We start from the raw sequence: 18,537 nt of genomic DNA on the forward strand, positions 1-18,537 counted from the left end.
CCGACAGGCCGATGGCGAGAAGGGCAACAAGACAGAACCGCCGCGCGCGCATGAACTCCCTTTCCACTCACAGCAAGGCAACGCTGCCACTGATGATCAAACCGCAGCGTGTCACGTCCCGCACACGGTCGAATGCGGTTGCTCGGACACTGGCCGAAAGCCGACGAACGAGCCGCGTGCCCCCTCGTGACGCTTCTCCCATGGCCGACCTACCACTGATCCCCAGAACTCCCAGGGCCGACGGGTCAGCGGCACCTCCGCCAGGCCCTCGCCGGAGCGGGCAGCGCACATCAGGACCGGTCCCGCGAGCAATCCCCCGCGACGACGCTGAACCCAAAACCGAGCGCGGAAGTTAGCACCCGACCCCGGGTGCTCCCCGCAGGGGTGGCCCCTCGCGGGCGAGCGTGCCCTGCCGGTCTGCGGCGTGTTCCCCGCATCTGCGGGGGCGGCCCGGCCAATCCACCCACGTTGACAAGCCCCCAAGCCCTCGTTTCAATGAGAGGCGCGGCGCGTGGAACCGGCCAAAGAGAAGTGGCCCGGCCGGTCACCGGGCGACCGCCCGTACGTCAGGGATCATCCCCATGCGTCCTCTTCTCGCAGGCTTTGCCTGACAGGCACCTCGTCGTGCCCGCACCGCCGCTCTAGTCGGCCGTGTCGCCCTTCCTTCCGTGCCCGCACCGCCGTTTCCGCACCGTCGTTCTCGGTGGACGTTCCAGCGCCTCTGCCGCTGGCGCGGCCCTGTGCGCGCGCACTTCTCCCCCTCCCCCTTCTTCATCTTCTTCTGTCGCCTCGCCTAAGGAGTCCGGCCCCGTATGTCCTTCAATGAGTCCGTCATCGACGAGTTCCGCGCGAACCGGGGAAAGGTCGGTGGCTACTTCGAGGGCAGTGATCTGCTGCTGCTCACCGCCACCGGCGCCCGGTCGGGCGAGGAGCGGACCGTCCCACTGGGGTATGTGGCCCATGGCGACGAGCTGTTGGTCGTCGGCTCCAACCTGGGCGGGCCCAAGCACCCTGACTGGTACCACAACCTGCTCGCGAACCCCCTGGTGCGGGTGGAGGTGGGCGCCGACTCCTTCGAGGCGGTCGCGGTACCGGCCGAGGGCGGGGAGCGCGACCGGCTGTTCGCGCACGTGGTGGCCTCGGAACCGGGCTACGGCGAGTACCAGGAGAACACCAGCCGGGTCCTGCCCGTGGTGGTGCTGCGGAAGAGCGACCCCGCTCCGGGCGAGGGCCCGGCGGAGGTGCGGAGCCTCGCCGACAAGATGGTCGAGGTACATGTGTGGCTGCGGGGGCAGTTGCGTCATGTGAGTGCCGAGGTGGACGAGTACTTCGCGAAGGCCGCCGCCGCGCACGAGGGCGGGGGCGCGGTGCCGTCGGTGGGGCTCGGGCTCCGTATCCGCCAGCACTGCCTGGCCTTCTGCCAGACGCTGGAGGTCCACCACACGGGTGAGGACGCCCATGTGTTCCCCGCGCTCGCCGCACGGAACCCGCACCTGGCGGACGTCTTCGAGCGGTTGCGGACCGAACACGTCACGGTGGCGCGGCTCCAGCGGGAGCTGAGCGCGCTGCTCTCCGAGATCACGCGCGCCGACCCGGAGCGGTTCCGCGAGGAGCTGGCCCGGATGTCCTCGGAGCTGAACGCCCACCTCGACTACGAGGAGGAGTCGCTGTTGCCGCTGCTCTCCGGGATCCCCTTCCCGCCCGGTCCGCCGTCGGCCGCCACCGCCACCGCCACCGCCTGAACGCGACCCCTCCCCGGGACCGTCGGCCCGCCCCCGCGCGGGAGCACCGTGCGCCGATGACCGGGTCCGCCCCCGCGCGTGCGGAGGCGGACCCGGGGAGGGGAGGGCCGGGCGGGGTCGGGCGGAGCAGCGGAACTCCCCGCCCGTCACAGACCCCGAAAGCACAAGTCGCCCTCCAAGAACAGTCAGCAAACGGACATGGCAGTAGTCCGTCGCCCCGGGAACCCGGGCTCACCCGGTCCCGACTACTCCAGCGAACCGGCCCCCAAGGCGTTCGCCGCGCCGCCCCAGGAGCACGCATGTCCCTCAACCGGCCAGTCGCCGCCGTCCTGGCCACGGCGCTGTGTCTGGGCGTCGCGGCGTGCGGCGGGTCGTCGCCGCCCGCCACCGTCGACGCCCCGTCGCGCGGTGGCGGCACCGCGTCCGACGGCAGGGGCGGCGGGGACGGCAGAGGCACCGCGTCCGGGTACCCGGTGACCCTGGACAACTGCGGGCGGAAGGTGACCTTCGACAAGGCCCCTGGCCGCGTCGTGGTGATGAACGGCGCCTCCGTCGCCGAGGTCTCCACCCTCCTCGCCCTCGGTCTGGAGGACAGGATCGTCGCCAACCAGCAGAGCTACGGAGCCTCCGAGGTGCCCGGCCGCGCCGAAGCGATCAAGAAGCTGCCCACCGGGGGCATCAAGCTGAACGACGCCTTCGACGTCCCCCGGGAGGCGATGTTCGGTCTGCGCCCGGACTTCGTCCTCTCCACCACCTCGTACGGCTTCGACGAGAAGAACGGCTTCGCCACCCGGGAACAGCTCGACGGGGTCGGCGCCAAGAGCTACGTCTCCCCGCAGGGCTGTGACCAGGACACCTCCAGGATGACCCTCAAGGACAGCCATCGGCTGCTGCGGGACATGGGGAAGGTCTTCGGCGTCAGCGACCGGGCCGAACGGCTCATCGCCGACTCGGAGCGACGGATCGCCGAGGTCGCCGAACAGGTGGAGGGCGTCAAGGGCAAGGGCAAGGGCGGGAAGAAGCCGAAGGTCATGGTGCTGTTCTCCAACATGACCATGGGCGGCAACGACTTCAGTTCCGTCGTCGCCAAGGGCATCTACAACGACATCCTCGCCAAGGCCGGGGCCGTCAACGCCTTCGAGCACGCCTCCGAGACGGCGTTCGCCGACCTCAGCAAGGAGAAGGTGGCCGCCACCGACATCGACGCGCTCCTCGTCATCGCCTACAACGACCCGGACCCGGCGGCCTACGCCGAGAAGCTGCTCAAGGAGTTCCCCCAGTGGCCGGCCGCCGAGAACAAGACGTATCTGACGCTGTCCGACTCGATGTACCTCGGTCCGAGCAACGACCTGGCCGTGCGGAAGATCGCGGAGAAGCTGTACCCGGACGCCATCGGCTGAGGGTCGCGCTGGCCTTCGTCCTGCTGCCGGTGGCGCTGGTCATCGTCATGATCGTGGGGATCAGCCTCGGCGCGGTGACGGTTCCCGTGGGCGAGGTGTGGGCGATCGTGCTGCACCACGTCGCCGGGGTGGGCGGCCCGCCCGGGGACCCGGCGCTCGACCAGATCGTCTGGGACTTCCGCACCCCACGGGTGGTCCTGGCGGCCCTGGTCGGCGCGGGGCTCGCCGTCTCCGGCGCCGTGCTCCAGACGGTGGTGTCCAACCCGCTCGCCGATCCCCTGGTCCTCGGCTTCTCCTACGGCGCCACGCTCGGCGCGGTCCTGGTCATCACCCTCGGCGGCGGCGCCGTCCTCGCCGGGCTCGGGGTGACGACGGCGGCGTTCCTCGGCGCGCTCGCCTCCGGCGCGCTGGTCTTCGCGCTCGGACAGCGCCGTGGACGGCTGGCCCCCGTCCGGCTGGTGCTGGCGGGCGTCGCGGTCGGCTACGTGCTGCTCTCCGCGACCAGCTACATCCAACTCCACGCCTCGCCCACCGAGTTGCGGACGGTGATGTTCTGGATGCTGGGCAGCGTGGCCGGTGCCCGATGGGACCAGGTCCCCACCGTCACCGTGGTGGTCGTCACGACCGTCGTGCTGCTCGGCCTCTTCGGGCGGCGGCTCAACGTCCTGCTCACCGGCGACGAGTCCGCCACCGCGCTCGGCGTCGACGTCAACCGGCTGCGCGCCGCGCTGCTGGTGCTCAGCGCCCTGCTGGTCGGGACCATCATCGCCGTCGCCGGAAGCGTCGGCTTCGTCGGTCTGATGGTCCCCCACCTGGTGCGGATGACCCTCGGCGCCGACCACCGGCGGCTGCTCCCGCTCACCGCGCTGCTGGGCGCCGTCTACCTGGTCCTCGTCGACCTCCTCTCCCGCACCGTCAACCGCCCCAACGAACTGCCCCTCGGCATCCTGACCGCCCTCCTCGGCGCCCCCTTCTTCCTGTGGCTGCTGCGCCGGAACAAGGGGCTGGACTGACCATGGAGCGCCGACCGAACGCGAAGGGCCGGACCGAACACAAGGCGCCGGACCGACCGGCACGAGGGACTGGACCGACTGACGCATGAGACTCACCGTCGACCACCTGCGCATCACCCTCGACGACAACCCCGTGCTGCGCGATGTGAGCCTGGAGGTCCACGAGGGCGACGTCGTCGGCCTCGTCGGACCGAACGGCAGCGGCAAGTCCACGCTGCTGCGCGCCGTCTACCGTTCGCTGCGCCCGGCGGAGGGCGTGGTCCGCGTCGGGGACGACGACGTGTGGACGCTGTCCTCCCGCGCCGCCGCCCGCCGCACCGCCGCCGTCCTCCAGGACGCGGCGGGCAACACCGCCGGGCTGACCGTCGCCGGGATCGTCGCCCTGGGCCGCGCGCCCCACCACGGGCTCCTCGGCCGCGACGGACCCGAGGACCACCGGATCGTCGCCGACGCCGTCGACCGCTGCGGCGTCCGTCACCTCGCCGACCGCGACTACGCGTCCTTGTCCGGCGGCGAACGCCAACGGGTGCTCCTGGCCCGCGCCCTGGCCCAGCGGCCACGCCTGCTGGTCCTGGACGAACTCACCAACCACCTCGACATCAGGGCCCGCTTCGAACTCCTCGACCTCATCCGCGGCACCGGTGTGACGACCCTGGCCGTCCTGCACGACCTGGACCTGGCCGCCCGTCTCTGCGACCACCTGGTGGTCCTGCGGGAGGGCCGGGTCGCGGCGGCGGGCCCGGTGCTGGAGGTCCTCACCCCGGCCCTGCTGGCCGACGTCTTCGGCGTCCGGGCGAGCGCCGAACGCCACGCCGACGGCGTCGTCCGCGTCAGCTACGGGGCCCGTCCCCTGGCCGACGCCCCCTCCGGGACCGGGGCCGCCACCGCGCCGCCCCACCTGGACCACCTGGACCACCTGGACCACCGGGACGACCGGGACGACCGGGTTTCCGACCGGAACGGCGTGGCGCCCGGGTGACGGCGCGGCTCAGGAAGGGACGCCCCCGCGCGTGCGAAGGCTCACCGTCACGCCGACGGCCACGGTGATCCCGTCCGCCCCCACCACAGCGGCCAGCGCCCGCAGGAAGACGGCCAACCGCCGCTCCCCCAGGTTCTCCACCAACCAGAGCGGCACGAGTCGCGGGAACCTGATCGCCATGACCAAGTCGAGGAACGCCCGCTCGCTGTGGTCGAGTTCGAGGGATTCCCGGTAGTGGGTCTCGAAGCGCGCCCAGTCGCAGTGGGCGCGCGTTCCCGTGTCCACCACCAACAGGTCCCGGACGTCCGGACGGGCCAGTACGTCCCGTTCCGCCACCAGCGCGGCGACCGCCGCCCGCTCACCGGCGTTCCTGCCTCTGGCCCACTCGGCCAGACGGTCGGTCAGCGTCCCTGACGGCTCCCCGCTCCCGGGTGCGCCCGGGTCACCGTGAACGTGCGTCATCGCGTTCCTCCCCGTCGATTTCGGCCCAGAGCTCCGCGCCCTCGTCCGTCACCGCGTCCCCGCTTCCCCATCGGTCCGCCCTCCGCATCACCGCGAGCAGTGCGGGCCACACCGGGTCGGAGGCGGGCGGCGCGGGAACCCGGACCCGGGCGGGTCCACGCGAGACGGACAGGGGGACGGGCACACCGGTCACGTCTTCCAGGGCGGCCCGCAACTCCCTCACACGCCGACCGATCGCCACACCCCACCCCACTCTCACGCAAGAGTTGACTCTCATGTGAGAGTAACGACGCGACCACTACTCTGTTACGCAAGTAGACGGATAGGAGACACAGAGTGAGCCCGCCGTTGTACTTGCAGGTCGCCGACGAACTCCGGTCGCGGATCGAGAGGGGCGAACTGCCGCCCGGCACCCGTCTCCCGTCCGTCGCGGAGATCAGCGCCCGGTGGGAATGCAGTAGCAGCGTGGCTTCCGGCGCCTACCGGCTCCTCGCGGACGAGGGACTCGTGGTCAGTCGGCACGGAGCCGGTCACTACGTGCGGAGCGCCGAGTCCCCGGAGACCCTGGTCCGCCGTCACCGGCCGGGCTCCGAGGACAGCCCGTTCGCGCGGGGAGCGGCCGAGCAGGGGTCGGTGGGGACCTGGCAGCACGAGTCCACGACCGAACAGGCCGGTGACCCCGTCACCACCCGCCTCGCCATCGCTCCGGGCGCACCGGTCATGCGCACCTCATACGTGTACCTCGTCGACGACCAGCCCGTTCAGCTCGCCGAGTCCTGGGAACCGCTCGCCCTCACCGGGCAGTCCCTGATCGCGCTGCCCGAGGTCGGCCCCTACGCCGGTGTGGGCGTCGCCGCGCGCATGCGGGTCATCGGCGTCGAGGTGGGCGAGCCCGTCGAGCGGGTCCGCGCACGACAGGCGAACCGCGCGGAAGCGCAGACCTTGGGGATGACGCCGCCGGGTCCGGTCCTCGCCGTCGAGCGGACGTACTACGACCGGTCCAGCGGGCGGCCCGTGGAGACGGCGGACATCGTGATGCGCGGGGACCGCTGGGTCGCGGTCTACGGTCCGGCGCCCGGTGACGAGCGTCCAGCGCCCGTCTTCGCGGTTCCCGCGCGTGCGGGGGTGGTCCGGCCCGGACGGTCCCACGACGAGGACCCGGCGGACGGTCCCCGCGCGAGCGGGGGTGAGCCCGCCTCCGCGACGTAGGCCCGCGGCATCACCGCGTGCTCCCCGCATGTGCGGGGGTGGTCCGCTCCGCGAGGAGCAGCTCGCCAACGCCAAGATGTACTCCCCGCGCGCGGGGGTGGTCCCATCTACTCGACGACGGAGAGTTGGCCCGCACGGTGCTCCCCGCGTATGCGGGGGTGGTCCCGCGGCGGCGGAGGAGAAGCGCGCGGCGCAGCGGTGTTCCCCGCGCGTGCGGGGGTAGCCCTCGTGGCGCACCCGCCCGGCCGGTGCGGACGGCCGTTCCCCGCGTACGCGGGGGTGGTCCCTCCGTGCGCGTACCCGCCGCGTGCTCCCCGACCGCAGGGAGTGCCCCGGCTGCGGGGACGTCGGCCGGGGTTCCGTACGACGACCCTCCGGACCGTCCGGACGCCCTCGGTACCCTCGGGGGATGCCGTCCGTGGAGCAGCCGTACCGCGAGGAGACCCCCGGCCCCGGCCCCACCGCCGGGGCCGCGACCGCCACGGGGGCCGCGACCGCCGCCGGGCCGGACACCGGGGACGGCGGCGACGCCTGCCCCGGCGCCCTGCGGCTGCACTCCGCCGATGACGGCGCCCTCGCCCGCGTCCGCCTCCCCGGCGGGGTCCTGACCACCGCCCAGGCGGACCGGCTGGGCGCCGCCGCCGTACGCCTCGGCGACGGCGATCTGCACCTCACCTCCCGTGGCAACGTCCAGCTCAGAGGGCTCGCCGAAGGCTGCGGGACGGAACTCGCCGCCGTACTGGACGCGGCGGGCCTGCTGCCCTCCCCCGCCCACGAACGGGTCCGGAACGTCGTCGCCTCACCGCTGTCCGGGCTGGACGGACGCGGTCACCGTCCCGTCGGGCCCTGGCTGCGGGAACTCGACGCCCTGCTGTGCGCCGACGCCGACACCCCGGCCCTGTCCGGACGGTTCCTGTTCGCGGTGGACGACGGGCGGGGCGACACCGCCGCCCTGGAGCCGGACGTCACCCTCCTCGCCGGACCCGGCGACACCGCCACCGTGCTGATCGGCACCGGTGCCGGACGCGCCGCCCTGACCGTCCCCGCCGCCGACGGCCCCCGCACCGCCGTCCTCGCCGCCCGGGCCTTCCTCGCCGCCGCCCGTACCGCCCGCGCCTCCGGCGCCGACCGCGTCTGGCGGATCACCGATCTGCCCGGCGGCCCCGACGCCGTCCGCCGGGCCCTGACCGCCGTCGCGGGCCAGGCCCCGGCCACCGTCACGGACCACGACCTGACCGCCGTCGCGGGCCGCGCCCCGGCCGCTTCCGTACACCACGCCCCCACCACCGCCGCAGGCCCCGCCGTGACCCCCGTCCCCGGGCCCCCCGCCCCCGGTGCCCTGCCCGGCGGCGTCAGCGTGCTCGTCCCGTTGGGGCGGCTCACCCCGTCCCAGTGGGCCGCCCTGCTCCGCGCCGCCGAACGCTCCGGCGGCGAACTGCGGCTCACCCCCTGGCGCGGGGTCGTCCTCCCCGGCGCCGCCCCCGCCGAGCTGGCCGAGCTGGCCGCCGTCGGGCTCGTCACCGGACCCGGCTCCGCCTGGGACGGGGTCACCGCCTGCGTCGGCCGCCCCGGCTGCGCCAAGTCCCTCTCCGACGTGCGCGCCGACGCCACCACCGTCCACACCGCCCCGCACGGCAGCACCTCCGCCCAGGCCGCCCCTCGCACCACCACCACCGACACGGACACCACCGACACCGACACCGACACCGACCACACCACCTCGCGCGGAACCACCACCGCCCACACGCCGGACACCGCCGCCCCCGCGCAGGACGTCCAGGGAGCCGGGGCCCGCAGCCAAGGAACCGGGGTCCACCTCCAGGCAGCCGGGGTCCAGGGCGCCGGGCCCGCCCTCCCCGTCCACTGGTCCGGCTGTGCCCGCCGCTGCGGCCGTCCCCGGGGTCACCGGGTCGACGTCGTCGCGACCCCCACCGGATACGAGGTCACCACCGCCGGGGACGCGGGCGCACGGGACGGGGTCCGCCCGGGCGACGGGGCGGCTCGGGGCACCTCGGTGACGGACCCCGCGACCCTCGCGACTACCGTGGCGGCGGCACGCACCGCACGATGACCGTGCACGACGAGCGAGTGAGCGAGAAGCGAAGTGTTCGACTACGAGAAGGACGGGGCGGAGATCTACCGCCAGTCCTTTGCCACCATCCGCGCCGAGACGGACCTGACCGGGCTGCCCGCCGACGTCGGACGGGTCGCGGTCCGGATGATCCACGCCTGCGGCATGGTCGACCTCGTCCACGACCTCGCCCACTCCCCCTCCGTGGTGGCGCGCGCCCGTGCGGCGCTGCTCGCCGGGGCGCCGATCCTCTGTGACGCCAACATGGTCGCCAGCGGGGTGACCCGCAAGCGGCTGCCCGCCGACAACGAGGTGCTCTGCACCCTGTCCGACCCCTCGGTGCCGGACCTCGCCGCGAAGATGGGCACCACCCGCAGCGCCGCCGCCCTGGAACTGTGGCGGGACAAGCTGGAAGGTTCCGTGGTCGCCGTCGGCAACGCGCCCACCGCGCTGTTCCGGCTGCTGGAGATGGTCCGCGAGGGCGCCCCGCGCCCCGCCGCCGTCATCGGCGTGCCGGTCGGCTTCATCGGCGCCGCCGAGTCCAAGGACGCCCTGGCCGCCGACCCGTCGGGGCTGGAGTACCTGGTGGTGCGGGGACGGCGGGGCGGCAGCGCCATGGCCGCCGCCGCGCTCAACGCCATCGCGAGCGAGGAAGAGTGAGCATGGGCAGCGGCACCGCCACCGGACGGCCGGAACCCACGGAACCCACGGGACGGACGGGACCCACGGGATCGACGGGACGGACGGAAGCGACTGGACCGACGGAACCGACCGGGACCACGCGCCGTACCGGACGGCTGTACGGGGTCGGGCTCGGGCCCGGCGACCCCTCGCTGATGACGGTGCGGGCCGTCGAGGTCATCGCCGCCGTGGACGTGGTCGCGTACCACAGCGCCCGGCACGGACGCTCGATCGCGCGGTCGATCGTCGCCCGCCATCTGCGGGCCGACCACGTCGAGGAGCCGCTGGTCTACCCGCTGACCACGGAGACCACCGACCACCCGGGCGGCTACCGGGGGGCGATGGACGAGTTCTACGAGGAGGCCGCCGAACGGCTCGCGGCGCACCTGGACGCGGGCCGCGACGTCGCCGTCCTCTCCGAGGGCGACCCGCTCTTCTACAGCTCCTACCAGCACATGCACAAGCGGCTGGCCCACCGGTACCCCACCGAGGTGGTGCCCGGCGTGACCTCGGTCAGCGCGGCGGCCGCCCGGCTCGGCACCCCGCTCGTGGAGGCCGAGGAGGTACTGACGGTCCTGCCCGGCACCCTGCCCGAGGAAGAGTTGACCGCCCGCCTCGCCGCGACCGACTCCGCCGTGGTGATGAAGCTGGGCCGTACCTTCGGCAAGGTCCGCCGCGCCCTGGACGCCGCCGGACGGCTCCCCGAGGCCCGTTACGTGGAGCGCGCCACCATGGACGGGGAGCGGGTCGGCACCCTCGCGGACGTCGACGAGGACTCCGTCCCCTACTTCTCGGTGGCCGTGCTGCCCAGCCGGATCGACGCCGAACGGCCCGACCCGGCGCCCGTGTCCGACCCCGCGCCCACCGGCGCCGGTACGGACACCGCCACCGGTACGGACACCGGTACGGACACCGACGCCGGGGGCACCGCCGACGGGAGGACCGACAGCGCGGGGAGTACCGTCCGGCCGCGCGGCGAGGTCGTCGTCGTGGGCACCGGACCGGCGGGCCCGCTGTGGCTGACGCCCGAGTCACGGGGCGCCCTCGCCGCCGCCGACGACCTCGTCGGCTACACCACCTACCTCGACCGGGTGCCGCGCCGCCCGGGCCAGCTCCGGCACGGTTCCGACAACCGGGTGGAGTCCGAGCGCGCGGAGTTCGCCCTTCAACTCGCCGCGCGCGGCCGAAGGGTCGCGGTGGTCTCCGGCGGCGACCCCGGGGTCTTCGCCATGGCGACCGCCGTACTGGAGGTCGCCTCCGAGGAGGTCTACCGGGACGTTCCGGTGCGGGTGCTGCCCGGGGTGACGGCCGCGAACGCGGCGGCGGCCCGCGCGGGCGCCCCGCTCGGCCACGACTACGCGACGATCTCGCTCTCCGACCGGCTCAAGCCCTGGGAGGTCATCGCGGAACGGCTGCGCGCGGCGGCCGCCGCGGACCTCGTCCTCGCCCTGTACAACCCGGGCTCCCGGTCCCGCACCTGGCAGGTCGGCAAGGCCCGTGAGCTGCTGCTGGAGCACCGCGCCCCCGACACCCCGGTGGTGATGGCCCGGGACGTCGGCGGGGACGGCGAACGGATCCGGATCGTCTCCCTCGCCGACCTCGACCCGGCCCAGGTGGACATGCGCACCCTGCTGATCGTCGGCTCCTCGCAGACCCGACGGGTCCGGCGCGGCGGCCAGGACGCCCACCACGACGGGGACCGGAACGGTCAGGCCGGTCAGGGCTCGGTCGACGACGGGACGGTGGTGTGGACGCCCCGCCGTTACCCCGAGGCGTGACCGGATACGGGGACGGAAACGGGAACGGCGGCCGGACCGTGCGCGTACCCGCCCCCGTTACCGAGCCCGGGTACGGGAACGGGGACGGGGCGGCACACGCGGACCGGACAGGACCCGCGAGCCGGACCGGACACACGGACCGGACGGGGCACGCGGACCGGCCCGGACACCCGGACCGGACGGAGCACACGGCCCCAGCGGAACACACGGACCGGACCGGCCACACGGACCGGACGGAGCAGACGCACCCGGCCGGGCAGACGCACCCGACGCGCGCCGCCCGGCCGGTTCAGCGGCGGCCGCGCACCCAGCGGGCCGCGTCCTCCGGTCCCGTCACCACCGGGACGCCCCCCGGCACCGGCGGTCGGCGGACGATCACCACGGGCACCCCCGCCTCCCGCGCGGCGGTCAGCTTGGGCGCGGTGGCGGGGCCGCCGCTGTCCTTGGTGACCAGGACGTCGATGCGGTGGGCCGCCAACAGCTCCCGCTCGCCGTCCAGGGTGAACGGACCCCGGTCGAGCAGCACCTCGCCGCGCGGCGGCACCGGCGGCTCCGGCGGGTCCACCGACCGGGTCAGGAACCACAGCCGGTCCAGTTCCGGGGTGCCGGTGAACGCGGCGAGCCCCAGCCGTCCGGTGGTGAGGAACACCCTGGTGCCCAGCGACGGCAGCAGCGCGGCGGCCCCGGCCAGCGAACCGACCGGACGCCAGTCGTCGCCGTCCACCGCCGCCCACCCCGGTCGGCGCAGCGCGACCAGCGGCACCCCGGTGACGGCGGCGGCCCGCGCGGCGTGGAAGCTCATGCGCTCCGCGAACGGGTGGGTGGCGTCCACCAGCGCGTCCACCCGCTCCCGGACCAGCCAGTCGGCGAGCCCCTCCGCCCCGCCGAACCCCCCGATCCGCACCTCGCCGGGCGGCAGCCGGGGCGCGGCGACCCGTCCGGCCAGGGAGGATGTGACCCGGAGCGCCGGAACACCCCCGTCACCCGCCCCCGTCGCCGTACCGGCCTCCGCGTCCGCCGCCACGTCCGTGGTGAGCAGCGCGGCGAGCCGACGGGCCTCGGCCGTCCCTCCCAGGATCAGCACGTGCACGGAACCGGACTCCTCTCATGGCCACTGACCGCTCGGACGACGACACCGGCACCAGCGCCGACAGCGGCACCGCCACCAGCGCGGGCGCAGACGACGGGGCCGGCACCGGGACGGCGGTGAACCCCGTCGGCGGTCGCGGTGCCCAACTCAAGCACACCGGTCTGCGGTCCGGCTGGACCACCGGCGCCTGCGCCACCGCCGCGACGACCGCCGCGTACACCGCGCTGCTCACCGGGGACTTCCCGGACCCCGTGACGATCACCCTGCCCCGGGGCCAGACCCCGTCCTTCGCGCTGGCCGTGGAGGCGGTGGCCGCCGACGGCACGGCGGCGACGGCCGGGATCGTCAAGGACGCGGGCGACGACCCGGACGTCACCCACGGGGCGCTGGTCCGGGTCACCGTACGGGCGCTGCCGCCGGGCTCCGGGGTGGTGTTCCGGGCGGGGCCGGGCGTCGGCACGGTCACCCGGCCGGGGCTGCCGCTGGCGGTGGGCGAACCGGCGGTGAACCCGGTGCCCCGGCAGATGATGCGGGAGCACGTGGCGCTGGTCGCCGGGCGCCACGGCGGCAGCGGCGACGTCGAGCTGACGGTCTCCGTCGACCACGGCGAGGAGATCGCCCGCTCGACCTGGAACCCCCGGCTCGGCATCCTCGGCGGGCTGTCGATCCTCGGCACCACCGGCATCGTGGTGCCGTACTCGTGCTCCGCGTGGATCGACTCCATCCGGCGCGGGGTGGACGTGGCCCGCGCGGCCGGACGGGTCCACGTCGCCGCGTGCACGGGCTCCACCTCGGAGCGGACCGTCACCGGACTGTACGGGCTGCCGGAGGACGCCCTGCTGGACATGGGCGACTTCGCGGGCGCCGTCCTCAAGTACCTGCGGCGCCACCCCGTCGACCGGCTCACCGTCTGCGGCGGCTTCGCCAAGCTGTCCAAACTGGCGGCGGGCCATCTGGACCTGCACTCGGCCCGTTCCCAGGTGGACAAGTCCTTCCTCGCCGCGCTGGCCGCCGAGGGCGGCGCGGACGCCGCGCTGACCGGGGCGATCGCCACCGCGAACACCGGCCTCGGCGCGCTGCGGCTCGCGGAGGAGGCCGGGGTGCCGCTCGGCGACCTGGTGGCGGCGGCGGCCCGGGACGAGTCCCTGGCCGTGCTGCGCGGGGCGCCCGTCGCGGTGGACGTGGTCTGCATCGACCGGGCGGGCGTCATCGTGGGCCGCGCGGCCCCGGCCCAGGGGCCGCCCGTACGGTAGTCCGGCGCACCGCGCGGGTAGGGCCAGGGGCAGCGGCCGACGGGAGGGGAGCCCACCCCTCCGGGCCGCCTTCCGGGAGGCATCCATGCGCCGTCTCGTCCACACCCTCGCCCTGCTGGCCGCGGCCGGAACCCTGACCGTCGCCGTGCCCTCGTCGGCGGCGGCGGCCACCGGCGTCCTGATCATCGACGGCTACCGGCACTTCGAGAACCCCAGCGGCTGCTACGACCGGCGCACCTGGCCGCTGGACGTGGAGAACCGCACCGACCGGACCGCCTACGCCTGGTCCGGTCCGAACTGCACCGGACTGCTGGTCGGTTGGGTCGGCCCGGGCGGACACGAGACCTTCGAGGCGGACACCGTCCGGATCCGGTGACCCGCGCGGCGCCCCGGCCGCAGCGCGCGCACCGCTCTCCGCACTCCGCTCTCCGCACTCCGGGCTCCGGGCTCCGGGCTCCGGGCTCCGGGCTCCGGGCTCCGGCAACTGGAGGGGACGGGGGACAGCCGGCCCCCGTCCCCGTCCCCTAGCCTCCGTCCCCGTCCCCGTCCCCGCGTGCCTCCCGCCGCACCCGCAACGCGAGCCGCAGGCTCCGTCCGTCGCCGAAGAACGGCAGCAGGAACACCAGATGGGCGAGGTACCACCAGGCCAGTACGCGGTCGAGGGCGGACAGCCAGAGCGCGGCGCCGACCAGGGCGCAGACGGCGGGCCCGGCGACGGCCACCGCCACGATCTGACGGGCCGTCATGTCTCCCTCGGGCACCACGGAGGTGCGCCAGCCCGTCCGGACCAGCGCGACCCGGGTCACGGTGGGGATCCGCCGGAGGACCACGACGTGCGCGGACTCGTGCAGGGCGAAGGAGCCGACCAGCCCCAGTGCCGCCGTCTCGAACAGCTCCCAGGCCAGCCGGAGCAGCACCCCGTCCCCGGACCTCGTGTACCAGACCAGGGCCGCCGCCAGCGCCGCGCTCACCAGCGCCAGCAGCGGCCAGACCTGCCGGGCCACCGCCCCGGCGACCGCGTGGACCGCCGGGACCTCCCGGGCCGGGGGCGACGGTTCAGGCGTTGCCGGACATCCCCTTGATGAGTTCGTCACGGCGCTGCTTCAACCCCCGGTAGATCAGATGGGCGAACAACAGGACGACGGCGTAGAGCACGAAGAGGAGGATCAGGGCCGTGGGGTTCTCCACGCCCATGGTGACGTCGGTCGCCCCGTTCGCCTTCCCCGTCGTGCGGAAGGAGACCGCCCCGAACAGGGTCTCCCGGTAGACCCCGGCGCGGTCACCGTCGGTCGAGAACATGAGGTACAGCAGGGCCAGTACCGAGGTCGTCAGGGTCAGCAGGGCCGACCCGGCGACGGCGGTCACGACCGGGAGCGCTCTTCTCATTCCTTCTCCTGGATTCGCTCGCCCGGATGCCCTGCACGGCGTACCAGACGAAGAGGACGACGGCGGCGACGAGGGAGCAGGCCACCGCCCAGGTCGGCAGGTTGAGCATGCCCAGCCCGAGGGCGAGCAGGGCGAACACGACGGCGACGGTGGACAGGCCGAGGAACACGGAGAGCGGGTTGTCCTTCTCGGCGGGGAAGACGACGCTGACACAGGTCGTGATCACCACCCCGCCGAGGCCGCCGAGGACGGCCCCCGCGCTCGACGCCCAGAGGCCGGGGTCCGCGAGGAGCACCACCACCGCCCCGGGCACCACGAACAGGGCCAGCAGGACGAGTTGGGCCCGCACCAGCCGTCCGTAGATCCGCCAGGCGCCGACCCGGGCGCCGGGCAGCGCCCGCAGCGGTTCGGTGGCCGTGTACTGGTAGAGGCCGCCCATCGACAGGACGGTGAACCCCCACAGCGGGCTGCTGTCGGAGCGGACCGCCAGATAGAGGAAGAGGGCCACGGCCAGCGCGGCGGCCACCGCGGTCTGGGAGTTGCGCAGCAGGCACCAATCGTACGGGCCGAGCACCCGGCGGGTCCAGCCCGGGGCGGGGACCTTCAGGTAACGGGACTGCTGGACGTGCTGGTTGGGGGTGAGGGCCAGGGTGAGGACGGTGAGCGCGGCCACCGCGAGCAGCCCGGCGGCGATCGTGGGGAGGGTGCCGAACTCGTCCCGGGCCCAGGAGGGCGCGGTCGCCCAGATCCGGTAGGGACGGTCGTCCAGGTACGCCCGGCTGAGGCCCGCCGCCATGGCGTCCGTCCGCGTCGAGTAGAGCACCAGCAGCACGAACAGCACCAGCAGCGACAGCACGCTCCCGATCCGCCGCAGTCCGATCAGCGACCAGAGCCGGGCCAGCAGCTGGTAGAGGACGCTGAGCGCCAGGTAGACCAGCAGGCTCGGCAGCACCACGGAGACCGTCAGCGGGGCGAGGGCGGCCGGGCCGAGCAGGACCAGCGCGCTGACCGCGAAGGAGAAGAGGCCCACCCCGGCCACCACGCCGGTCATCGTGGCCTCGTACATCAGGAAGGCCACCGCGCGTTCGCGGTTGGTGAGGGGGAGTTGATGGCTCAGCCTCAGCATGCCCTCGGCGTTGACGAAGAGCACCTTGACCAGCAGGAACGCGATCTGCGTCCAGAGGATCAGGGAGATCGTCGAGGTGTCGAACAGCACCCGCCATACGGCCCGCTCCCCGGTCAGCGGTTCCAGGAAGAGGTACGCCGAGACGCACATGGTCCCCAGGAGCAGCAGGCTCGCCGACACCGCGAAGACCCGTACCGGGGTGGAGCGCAGCACGCCCAGCCGCAGCACCCGGCGGCGGAAGAAGACGAGGAGCATCCGGGCCAGGGCGGCGGAGTGCCGCAGGCGGACGGTCACCGGTCGTCCGTCCCGATGTGGTCGAACACCATGGCGCTCAACGAGCCGTGTTCGGCGCCGAGCCGGTCCGTGGGGCCGTCCTGGATCACGTCCCCGAGGTCGAGGAAGACGATCCGGTCGGCCAGCCGTTCCAGGACCGGGAAGTCATGGGTGCACAGCACGACCGAGCGGCCCTCGTCGCGGAGGCGCCCCAGCTCCGCCTCGGCGAGGTGGAGGGCTTCGAGGTCGATTCCGTTGAGGGTCTCGTCGATGACGGTCAGGGGGCGTCGCATGACGAGCGCGGCGACCAACTGCGTCTTCTTCCGCATTCCATGGGAATAGTCTTCGATGAGGTCGTCGTAACGGCCGTCCATCGAGAAGCGGCGGAACAGTCCGCGCGCCTCCGAATGGTCCACCCCGGTCTGGTACATGGTGCCCATCAGGGTCAGGTATTCGCGACCCGTGAGGAATTCCGGCAGATAGTCGTTGCTGGAGAGGTAGACCGCCTCCGACTTCGCCGCCGCGGTGGTGTGTTCATGGCCGCCGATGCGAATGGAGCCCGACTGGAGCCGCAGCAGATCGAAGATGTTCTTGATCAGGGTCGATTTACCGGAGCCGTTGGGTCCGATCAACCCGACGATCTCCCCTTCGCCGACCGCCAGGGAGACGTCCGAGAGGACGTTGACGGTTCCGTCGTAGGAATAGGTGAGGTTCTGGACGTCCAGCTGGCTCACTGCATCGGTCTTTCGCCAGGCCCGGCGGAACGCGTTCGGGCAGCCCGGAGGATACATTGGAGAGCGGACGGTCCGGGCCCTGCTGCAAAGGGCCCGGACCGGCCACTGTCAGACGACCGTCGCTAGACGCACTCGAACCTGACCTTCAGGCCGAAGTTCTTGAACGACCAGGCGCCGCTGAAGGACTTGCCGCCCTGCTTCGTCACGCAGTAGATCGCCATCCCGATGAGCAGGGTGGCTCCCAGCGCCAGGATGACCGCGACGAAGACCAGGAACCACGCGTCGAAGCGGACGAGCCCCTTGTCGATCCGGGTGTGGATCGACTCGGCGACCCGGCTCGGCGCGGTGGACGCGTAGCTGGCCATGGAGACGGACGCGCGGTCGAACCTCGACTTGATCGACTCGCGTCGGACGTCGACGGATTCCGGTGCCAGAGTGGACACAGACACTGTTTTCTCCCTTCCGGAGATTCAGGTCTGGCGAAGATGTCACGCCCGCCGAGTGGTGAGCTAGTGTCCGGAAGGACACCATCCACCGATCAGTTCGCCCTTGCGGTAGGTGGCCATCACGGCCGCTTCCGCCCGCGAGGAGATGGCCAGCTTCACGAAAATGCTGGTCACATGCTTTTTGACCGTCCGTTCCGATATCCCGCAGCGACGGGCGATACCTGTATTCGGCAGGCAATCGCCCAGTGCGGAGAGGATCTCTCGCTCACGCGCCGTCAGGAGCGTCAGATCGGCCTCGCGCACCCACTGGGGAAGATCCAGCGGGCCACCGCATCCGACCGCCACTCTGTGACCCGGAATGTCCATTTCTCGCGACAGATTCACAATACGCTCCCCGTATGCGTTTCGTGAGCCAGCGATCGGTTTGAACCCCGGGGCCGGGCCTGTCGCACCCCGGCCCGCCGTTCCCGGTGGTCCACGGAGCCGACCGCTCGTCTCCCTTTTCTCTCTCTTCTTGAAGAAAGTGAAACGGCTGATTCGCAACCGCGCAAGCACGGCAGCCGCGTTGTCCGAATGCGTCCGCACGCCGCCGCGCCACGACCAGATCCGACAGGCCCCCGGGCCCTCCTCCCCAAGGACAATTCCCCTGCTCAGGGGCGCCAACACCCTTACGGAGCAAGCCTGTTGACACCCTGTGCCGCCCAGTACCACCCGGTGCCGTCCGGCAACGCCGATCACGCCCCGGTCAGCCGCCCGTCAGCCCTGGACACACACGGACGTACCCGGACGCGACGGACACGGGAGACCGTGCCGTTCCGGCCCTCGCGGGCGGCGGGAAACGGCGGCGTGGACGGGCCCGTTCCGGCTCCGGTACGGGCCCGGGACGGGGATCCA

The 18,537-nt window shown here is 73.2% G+C and carries 18 protein-coding genes; 10 read left to right on the forward strand and 8 right to left on the reverse strand.

The window, feature by feature from the left end:
• Nucleotides 1-812: 812 nt before the first annotated feature.
• From ACVWNX_RS16110 to ACVWNX_RS16125, 4 genes are all read left to right on the forward strand, one after another.
• Nucleotides 813-1,742 (forward strand): nitroreductase/quinone reductase family protein, encoded by a 930-nt coding sequence (locus ACVWNX_RS16110; protein ID WP_454407769.1) that lies wholly within the window; start codon nucleotides 813-815, stop codon nucleotides 1,740-1,742.
• 299 nt (nucleotides 1,743-2,041) lie between these two features.
• The gene (locus ACVWNX_RS16115; RefSeq protein WP_454407770.1) at nucleotides 2,042-3,142 is read left to right on the forward strand and encodes an ABC transporter substrate-binding protein; all 1,101 of its coding nucleotides are present in this window, start codon (nucleotides 2,042-2,044) and stop codon (nucleotides 3,140-3,142) included.
• Nucleotides 3,143-3,171: 29 nt separating this feature from the next.
• Entirely contained in the window at nucleotides 3,172-4,155 is a 984-nt protein-coding gene (locus ACVWNX_RS16120) for a FecCD family ABC transporter permease (RefSeq protein ID WP_459016866.1), read from the forward strand.
• A gap of 85 nt (nucleotides 4,156-4,240) precedes the next feature.
• On the forward strand, nucleotides 4,241-5,134 hold the full coding sequence (locus ACVWNX_RS16125; protein WP_454407771.1) for an ABC transporter ATP-binding protein: 894 nt from the start codon (nucleotides 4,241-4,243) through the stop codon (nucleotides 5,132-5,134).
• Nucleotides 5,135-5,143: 9 nt separating this feature from the next.
• On the opposite strand, the gene ACVWNX_RS16130 is transcribed toward ACVWNX_RS16125, so the two are convergent.
• Nucleotides 5,144-5,596: a hypothetical protein gene (locus ACVWNX_RS16130; protein ID WP_454407772.1), complete on the reverse strand. Its 453-nt coding sequence runs from the start codon at nucleotides 5,594-5,596 to the stop codon at nucleotides 5,144-5,146.
• Nucleotides 5,597-5,932: 336 nt separating this feature from the next.
• On the opposite strand from ACVWNX_RS16130, the gene ACVWNX_RS16135 reads away from it, so the two are divergent.
• The 4 genes from ACVWNX_RS16135 to cobJ all read left to right on the forward strand — a co-directional run bounded on the left by ACVWNX_RS16135 (nucleotide 5,933) and on the right by cobJ (nucleotide 11,335).
• Nucleotides 5,933-6,805 carry a GntR family transcriptional regulator gene (locus ACVWNX_RS16135; RefSeq protein ID WP_454407773.1) on the forward strand — a complete coding sequence of 291 codons (873 nt, stop codon included), beginning with the start codon at nucleotides 5,933-5,935 and terminating at the stop codon, nucleotides 6,803-6,805.
• A gap of 409 nt (nucleotides 6,806-7,214) precedes the next feature.
• The gene (locus ACVWNX_RS16140) at nucleotides 7,215-8,876 is read left to right on the forward strand and encodes a cobalamin biosynthesis protein CobG (protein WP_454407774.1); all 1,662 of its coding nucleotides are present in this window, start codon (nucleotides 7,215-7,217) and stop codon (nucleotides 8,874-8,876) included.
• A 33-nt stretch (nucleotides 8,877-8,909) separates the two neighbouring features.
• Nucleotides 8,910-9,536 (forward strand): precorrin-8X methylmutase, encoded by a 627-nt coding sequence (locus ACVWNX_RS16145; protein WP_454407775.1) that lies wholly within the window; start codon nucleotides 8,910-8,912, stop codon nucleotides 9,534-9,536.
• Nucleotides 9,537-9,712: 176 nt separating this feature from the next.
• The gene (gene cobJ / locus ACVWNX_RS16150) at nucleotides 9,713-11,335 is read left to right on the forward strand and encodes a precorrin-3B C(17)-methyltransferase (RefSeq protein ID WP_454414791.1); all 1,623 of its coding nucleotides are present in this window, start codon (nucleotides 9,713-9,715) and stop codon (nucleotides 11,333-11,335) included.
• Between the two features lie 289 nt (nucleotides 11,336-11,624).
• Here the strand turns inward: cobJ and ACVWNX_RS16155 are convergent, their stop codons facing one another.
• The gene (locus tag ACVWNX_RS16155) at nucleotides 11,625-12,425 is read right to left on the reverse strand and encodes a cobalt-precorrin-6A reductase (RefSeq protein ID WP_454407776.1); all 801 of its coding nucleotides are present in this window, start codon (nucleotides 12,423-12,425) and stop codon (nucleotides 11,625-11,627) included.
• Between the two features lie 17 nt (nucleotides 12,426-12,442).
• On the opposite strand from ACVWNX_RS16155, the gene ACVWNX_RS16160 reads away from it, so the two are divergent.
• Both ACVWNX_RS16160 and ACVWNX_RS16165 read left to right on the forward strand, forming a co-directional pair.
• Entirely contained in the window at nucleotides 12,443-13,678 is a 1,236-nt protein-coding gene (locus ACVWNX_RS16160; RefSeq protein ID WP_454407777.1) for a cobalt-precorrin-5B (C(1))-methyltransferase, read from the forward strand.
• An 85-nt stretch (nucleotides 13,679-13,763) separates the two neighbouring features.
• Nucleotides 13,764-14,054 carry a hypothetical protein gene (locus tag ACVWNX_RS16165; RefSeq protein WP_454407778.1) on the forward strand — a complete coding sequence of 97 codons (291 nt, stop codon included), beginning with the start codon at nucleotides 13,764-13,766 and terminating at the stop codon, nucleotides 14,052-14,054.
• 148 nt (nucleotides 14,055-14,202) lie between these two features.
• On the opposite strand, the gene ACVWNX_RS16170 is transcribed toward ACVWNX_RS16165, so the two are convergent.
• The 6 genes from ACVWNX_RS16170 to ACVWNX_RS16195 all read right to left on the reverse strand — a co-directional run bounded on the left by ACVWNX_RS16170 (nucleotide 14,203) and on the right by ACVWNX_RS16195 (nucleotide 18,027).
• A complete protein-coding gene (locus ACVWNX_RS16170) occupies nucleotides 14,203-14,682 on the reverse strand; it encodes a hypothetical protein (protein ID WP_454407779.1) in 480 nt (159 codons plus the stop codon).
• Nucleotides 14,683-14,734: 52 nt separating this feature from the next.
• A complete protein-coding gene (locus tag ACVWNX_RS16175; RefSeq protein ID WP_454407780.1) occupies nucleotides 14,735-15,043 on the reverse strand; it encodes a hypothetical protein in 309 nt (102 codons plus the stop codon).
• Complete coding sequence (locus ACVWNX_RS16180; RefSeq protein WP_454407781.1) at nucleotides 14,958-16,484, reverse strand: hypothetical protein; 1,527 nt, start codon at nucleotides 16,482-16,484, stop codon at nucleotides 14,958-14,960. Before ACVWNX_RS16180 ends, ACVWNX_RS16175 begins: the two co-directional genes overlap by 86 nt.
• The gene (locus tag ACVWNX_RS16185) at nucleotides 16,481-17,197 is read right to left on the reverse strand and encodes an ABC transporter ATP-binding protein (RefSeq protein ID WP_454407782.1); all 717 of its coding nucleotides are present in this window, start codon (nucleotides 17,195-17,197) and stop codon (nucleotides 16,481-16,483) included. Before ACVWNX_RS16185 ends, ACVWNX_RS16180 begins: the two co-directional genes overlap by 4 nt.
• Nucleotides 17,198-17,319: 122 nt before the next feature.
• The gene (locus ACVWNX_RS16190) at nucleotides 17,320-17,646 is read right to left on the reverse strand and encodes a hypothetical protein (protein ID WP_454407783.1); all 327 of its coding nucleotides are present in this window, start codon (nucleotides 17,644-17,646) and stop codon (nucleotides 17,320-17,322) included.
• Nucleotides 17,647-17,706: 60 nt separating this feature from the next.
• A complete protein-coding gene (locus ACVWNX_RS16195) occupies nucleotides 17,707-18,027 on the reverse strand; it encodes a helix-turn-helix domain-containing protein (protein WP_454407784.1) in 321 nt (106 codons plus the stop codon).
• Nucleotides 18,028-18,537: the final 510 nt, after the last annotated feature.

This window comes from Streptomyces sp. JNUCC 64, assembly GCF_054484115.1.

Coding starts and splice junctions, on each gene's coding strand:
- ACVWNX_RS16115 (WP_454407770.1), top strand. CDS start 2,042: ATGTCCCTCAACCGGCCAGTCGCCGCCGTCCTGGCCACGGCGCTGTGT.
- cobJ (WP_454414791.1), top strand. CDS start 9,713: ATGACGGTGCGGGCCGTCGAGGTCATCGCCGCCGTGGACGTGGTCGCG.
- ACVWNX_RS16110 (WP_454407769.1), top strand. CDS start 813: ATGTCCTTCAATGAGTCCGTCATCGACGAGTTCCGCGCGAACCGGGGA.
- ACVWNX_RS16165 (WP_454407778.1), top strand. CDS start 13,764: ATGCGCCGTCTCGTCCACACCCTCGCCCTGCTGGCCGCGGCCGGAACC.
- ACVWNX_RS16130 (WP_454407772.1), bottom strand. CDS start 5,596: ATGACGCACGTTCACGGTGACCCGGGCGCACCCGGGAGCGGGGAGCCG.
- ACVWNX_RS16160 (WP_454407777.1), top strand. CDS start 12,443: ATGGCCACTGACCGCTCGGACGACGACACCGGCACCAGCGCCGACAGC.
- ACVWNX_RS16125 (WP_454407771.1), top strand. CDS start 4,241: ATGAGACTCACCGTCGACCACCTGCGCATCACCCTCGACGACAACCCC.
- ACVWNX_RS16140 (WP_454407774.1), top strand. CDS start 7,215: ATGCCGTCCGTGGAGCAGCCGTACCGCGAGGAGACCCCCGGCCCCGGC.